This is a genomic window from Flavobacterium sp. ACAM 123 (genome assembly GCF_000264055.1).
Classification (GTDB): Bacteria; Bacteroidota; Bacteroidia; order Flavobacteriales; family Flavobacteriaceae; genus Flavobacterium.
Map to the genome: position 1 here is coordinate 1 of NZ_AJXL01000171.1, position 4,429 is coordinate 4,429.

The 4,429-nt window shown below is 34.0% G+C and carries 5 protein-coding genes; 2 read left to right on the forward strand and 3 right to left on the reverse strand.

Annotation, left to right across the window (positions count from 1 at the left end; all coding sequences use genetic code 11):
* Positions 1 to 207 precede the first annotated feature (207 nt).
* Positions 208 to 1,701, forward strand: a complete 1,494-nt coding sequence (locus tag A3SG_RS0117550; RefSeq protein WP_016991303.1) for a peptidoglycan endopeptidase — start codon at positions 208 to 210, stop codon at positions 1,699 to 1,701.
* Positions 1,702 to 1,780: 79 nt separating this feature from the next.
* Here the strand turns inward: A3SG_RS0117550 and A3SG_RS0117555 are convergent, their stop codons facing one another.
* From A3SG_RS0117555 to A3SG_RS0117565, 3 genes are all read right to left on the reverse strand, one after another.
* Entirely contained in the window at positions 1,781 to 2,161 is a 381-nt protein-coding gene (locus A3SG_RS0117555) for a PH domain-containing protein (protein WP_016991304.1), read from the reverse strand.
* Positions 2,162 to 2,169: 8 nt separating this feature from the next.
* Positions 2,170 to 3,030: an NAD(P)-dependent oxidoreductase gene (locus A3SG_RS0117560; RefSeq protein WP_016991305.1), complete on the reverse strand. Its 861-nt coding sequence runs from the start codon at positions 3,028 to 3,030 to the stop codon at positions 2,170 to 2,172.
* A gap of 289 nt (positions 3,031 to 3,319) precedes the next feature.
* Positions 3,320 to 3,766, reverse strand: a complete 447-nt coding sequence (locus A3SG_RS0117565) for a hypothetical protein (protein WP_016991306.1) — start codon at positions 3,764 to 3,766, stop codon at positions 3,320 to 3,322.
* Positions 3,767 to 4,170: 404 nt separating this feature from the next.
* On the opposite strand from A3SG_RS0117565, the gene A3SG_RS0117570 reads away from it, so the two are divergent.
* Positions 4,171 to 4,398 carry a CDGSH iron-sulfur domain-containing protein gene (locus A3SG_RS0117570; RefSeq protein WP_016991307.1) on the forward strand — a complete coding sequence of 76 codons (228 nt, stop codon included), beginning with the start codon at positions 4,171 to 4,173 and terminating at the stop codon, positions 4,396 to 4,398.
* Positions 4,399 to 4,429 lie beyond the last annotated feature (31 nt).

Genomic DNA, 4,429 nt, shown 5'->3' on the forward strand with positions numbered 1-4,429 from the left:
GTTTTGGAATTTGTTAAAACAAATATAACGAGTTGTTAAAATTGTATGATATAAATTTTATTAGGTTAAATTCGCAGTAAGGGAATATTTTTTTTACTTATTTCATCGTTATATCATGACAAATATTCAATATTTGAACAAAAAAACGTATTATTGTTTTGTAAATCAGTTGCATAGGTAAATTAAATCAATATTTAAATAGAGTTTATGAGGTATTATAGTTGGATTTTTGGGATGGTGCTTTTGACTGGTTTAAGTGCTTTTTCACAGGAAAAGTATACAAAGCACACCGTCTCAAAGGGTGAAACTATAAGTCAGATCGCAGCGCACTATAATATTAAGTCCAGCGCTATTTATGAACTCAATCCAGACTGTAGAAAAGGGTTAAAATTCAAATCGGTTTTATTAATTCCTACGGTATTTTCAAAAAACAAGAATACGGCGTCAACTATTTCGAATTCATATCCTGAAAAAAAGCATATTGTGCTTGCAAAAGAAACTCTTTACGGAATAGCAAAACAATACGGAGTTACCATTGAAGATTTAAATAAAACTAATCCTACACTACAGAAATCAGGATTGAAAAAGGGCGATAAAATCACAATCCCAGGAACAGAATTAAATCAAAGTTTAATCGTTGCTGAGGCTGAACCAATAAAAAAAATTCAAAAAAACACTATTTCGGAAATAAAAAATACTCAAAAGAAAGAAGCAAATTTTGTTGTAAATTCAAATGATACAAAAGATACGCCATTTGAAGGTGTTGTGCGTGAAATTGTAGCAAACGAAACAAAGTATGCTATCGCAAAAGAATACGGAATCACAGTAGCTGATCTAAACAAAGCAAATAAGATTCTTGAAACAGAAGCGTTAAAAATTGGTCAAAAAATTTCAATCCCTGTAAAAGAAGAGCGTAATGTGCCAGTTGTCGAAAAAGAAATTCAAAAAGAAACTCAAATTGCACTGCAGTCTCGCCCTGAAACTAAAGGCACAAAGGCGGAACAAGTTAGTGCAGCTGCTAGCAAAGTGTCGAACGCCGAAACTCCAACTACTGTTAACACCTTCGCTTTAGAAACAGAAGTGGTACGGGAAGTGTTGGCAAAAGAAACAAAATATGGAATTGCTAAAGAGTATGGGATTTCAGTAAAAGAGTTAGAGAGACAAAACCCAAAAATTGTTAGGAGTCTGCCAATAGGTTATAAATTAAATATTAGAAGCACTAAAGTTGTTGAGCCTATTGCTTTAATTAGTAATTTGGGGGTAACTAATGAGATGGGAAATTCGGATTCAAAATACAGTGTAAAGTCTTTTCACGGTACTGATTTCTTAGATCAATTGGTTTCTTCGGCTTCAGAGAATATCGGTTCAAGATACCGTATGGGAGGAACCACAAAAGACGGTTTTGACTGTTCGGGACTGATGTGTACTACTTTTAGTAATTTTGATATTCAGTTGCCACGTACATCTATAGAACAATCACAATATGGAGTGAAAATCGAGAATGAAGACGCTCAAAAAGGAGATTTAATTTTCTTTAAAACAAATGGTAGAAGACAAATCAACCATGTCGGGATGGTAGTAGAAGCGATAGACGGTGATATCAAATTCATTCACGCTTCGGTTAGTGGAGGTGTTATCATATCTTCAGTTAAAGAAAAGTATTATAGAAAGAAGCTAACCCAAATCAATCGCGTTCTATAAATAGGACAATGATAGACTTTTATAAAAATCATAATAAAAAAACTCCCAGGATTATTTAGGACATGACATAAGTCGGAGTTTATTTTAGAACATGATGCGCTAATATTTTTTGAACCTCATATACATTAATAGATTTATTAAATTGCTTTTTTATGCTGGGTTGCAATTCACTGGAAACCCAAATTTTTAATTCGGCATCAAGGTCAAAAGTCCCTGCAGTCTCTATGCTGAATCTGGAAATGCTTTTATAGGAAATGGATTTGTATTCTGTTTTGCTTCCCGTTATGCCTTGTTTATCAACTAAAATCAAGCGTTTTGTAGTAAATATAAAGGTGTCCCTAATTAGCTTAAAACCCAATTCAATCCCTTCTCCGTCGATTAAAAGTTGTCCGTACTGTTGTGTTAATTGTTCCGGAGAAACGGCTCCCGCGTTACCAAGAAGTACTGAGAATATTCCCATATTATTTTTTATTTGTTTCTTAAACTCGTTATAATCGCCATTACATCTTCATCACCTAAACCTTCTTTTTGAGCAACTTCATAACTGTCACACAAAGGATGAATCAGTGGGGAATCTAATCCGGCTTCCTTTGCCAGTCTCAAATCCTTAACTAAGTGTTTGAGTGCAAAAGCAGCAGGATAAGAGTTGTTTAAAATGGAATTCGCTTTGATGTTGGTGATACCATTTCCACAAGCGCCTTCATTTATAATTGAAAGCATATCTTCTTTTCGCACACCACTTTTTTCTGCAAATATTATGGTTTCTGCTAATCCCTGAAGGTTTAGGCCTAGTAAGTAGTTAATAGCTAATTTGGCTGAACTTGCTTTACCAGGTTCGCCCACAGGAATGGAAACTTTCCCTAAAACATTAAAAATAGGCTTGGCTAGCACATAATCCTCATCACTTGCTCCTACCAAAATAACCAAGCTACCATCCTGAGCAGGCTTTACACTTCCAGAAACGGGAGCATCTATAAAATGGACATGATGAGCGGTACATATTTTGTCTAAATAGCGAGAAGTTTCCGGCGAAACGGTACTCATGTTTATGATCATTTTCCCAGAATAGTTTTGAGCTAGTAATCCATTTTCGCTTTCAAAAACTTCTTTAACTGCAGCATCATTAGATAACATAGTGATCACCACATCACATGTATTCATTAATTCCTGGGGATTGGCGGCTGACTTCGCGCCTAATTCTATTAATTCTGTTTCTTTGTCTCTACTGCGATTAAATACAGTCATTTCGAATCCTGCTTTTAACAGGTTTTTTACCATTGGATTTCCCATATTTCCAAGGCCAATCCATCCTAATTTTAATGCTTCCATAATTGTTGTATTTCTTTTTTTTAGCAGCAGCGCCTTTTTTCTAAAAAGTAATGCTAGCGTATTGGCTGCTTTGCGATGCCACTAAATTAAGGTATTTTTTATATGTAAACAAAAATGATGGCGTAATCGCTAGTTATTTACGATCGAAGTTAAAGCATTCATTAACGGATGTCAGCGATGAGAATGGAGTTCGTTAAGGTATTTTAGATCATCAGAGTTCGATTAGTTTTTCAGAAATATCTCAAGCGAGCATAAATCCTAAGCGCGTGCTTGATCGTTATGAAGTTTACTAAGCAGTAAGTCTTTTTTGAATTTCTTTTTTTATCACTTTTTCAGTGATGGCAAATACTTCTATTTTATTCTTTCTCAATTTATTTACAAAAGAAATTACTTCGTTTTGTAATTTATCGTGTTCGCTTCTTATTTGGTTAGAATCATACTTATGAGGAGCATCAATAAGTTCAGCGAGTTGCTTTAAATGCAGAGCAGATTTATTTTGTAATTCGTCGCAAGTGCTGCTTTCATCAGTTAGCTCTTTTGCTATTCCACGCATTTCATCTAAATTACCATAATGTGTTAGTCCCATAAAATAATTGTCAACAAGATGGTATAGAAAACTCAAATCATCCTTATAGAATTGTAAGTCAGAATACAGCTGTTCTGTCAATAGATACATTTGATGCCACTGTGCTTCCCCGCTGAAATTTGTTTTTGGTTCGCTTTTTAAATTTTCCATACTATTGATTTAGCGGTTAATAATTTTTTTTAATTTCTATTTTGGTCTTTAAATAAAGCAGTAAAGTGGGGGATTAATTCGAATGGCTTATCCGTGTTTTTTGTATTACGATATGAAATTTTAGTTTTGATTGACTGTTTGGGATCTTTACTGATTAGGTTTTTTTAGAGACTATCGCGATTCTCTAGGGAGGACCTTAAATTTACGAAAAAATAAATAAATAGCTGCTTTAGCACCTTAATTTTTTTGGCTTTGGCTATTCAGACCAGAGATTTAGTTCGACCGCGGCGGTTTTATAAAATAGAATTAAGATAAATTAGGGCTTTTAATAGAAAAAAATAAGTTATTACAAGATAGAGACCATATAATGTGCAATCTTTGAAGTCAAAATAATAAAAAGCGTTATGAGCACTACAAAACTAACAATCAATCGCAATGGATCTATAAAAATAGAAGGCGATTTTGAAATAACCGACTGTGAAGGAAAAACTTACGGATTAGAAGGAAGAACAGCTTTAGGGCTTTGCCGTTGTGGATTATCTTCTAATAAGCCTTTTTGTGATGGAGCACATCGTAATGGTTTTGAACATGAATCAACTGCATTCGACTTGCCACCATTGAAAACGAAATAAAGACTTTCGTTTTTGTTTTATTACTAAAAAA

What these genes read in the sequence shown, in the direction of transcription:
- A3SG_RS0117550 (WP_016991303.1), top strand. Translation starts at nt 208, where the DNA reads ATGAGGTATTATAGTTGGATTTTTGGGATGGTGCTTTTGACTGGTTTA.
- A3SG_RS0117555 (WP_016991304.1), bottom strand. Translation starts at nt 2,161, where the DNA reads ATGGGAATATTCTCAGTACTTCTTGGTAACGCGGGAGCCGTTTCTCCG.
- A3SG_RS0117560 (WP_016991305.1), bottom strand. Translation starts at nt 3,030, where the DNA reads ATGGAAGCATTAAAATTAGGATGGATTGGCCTTGGAAATATGGGAAAT.
- A3SG_RS0117565 (WP_016991306.1), bottom strand. Translation starts at nt 3,766, where the DNA reads ATGGAAAATTTAAAAAGCGAACCAAAAACAAATTTCAGCGGGGAAGCA.
- A3SG_RS0117570 (WP_016991307.1), top strand. Translation starts at nt 4,171, where the DNA reads ATGAGCACTACAAAACTAACAATCAATCGCAATGGATCTATAAAAATA.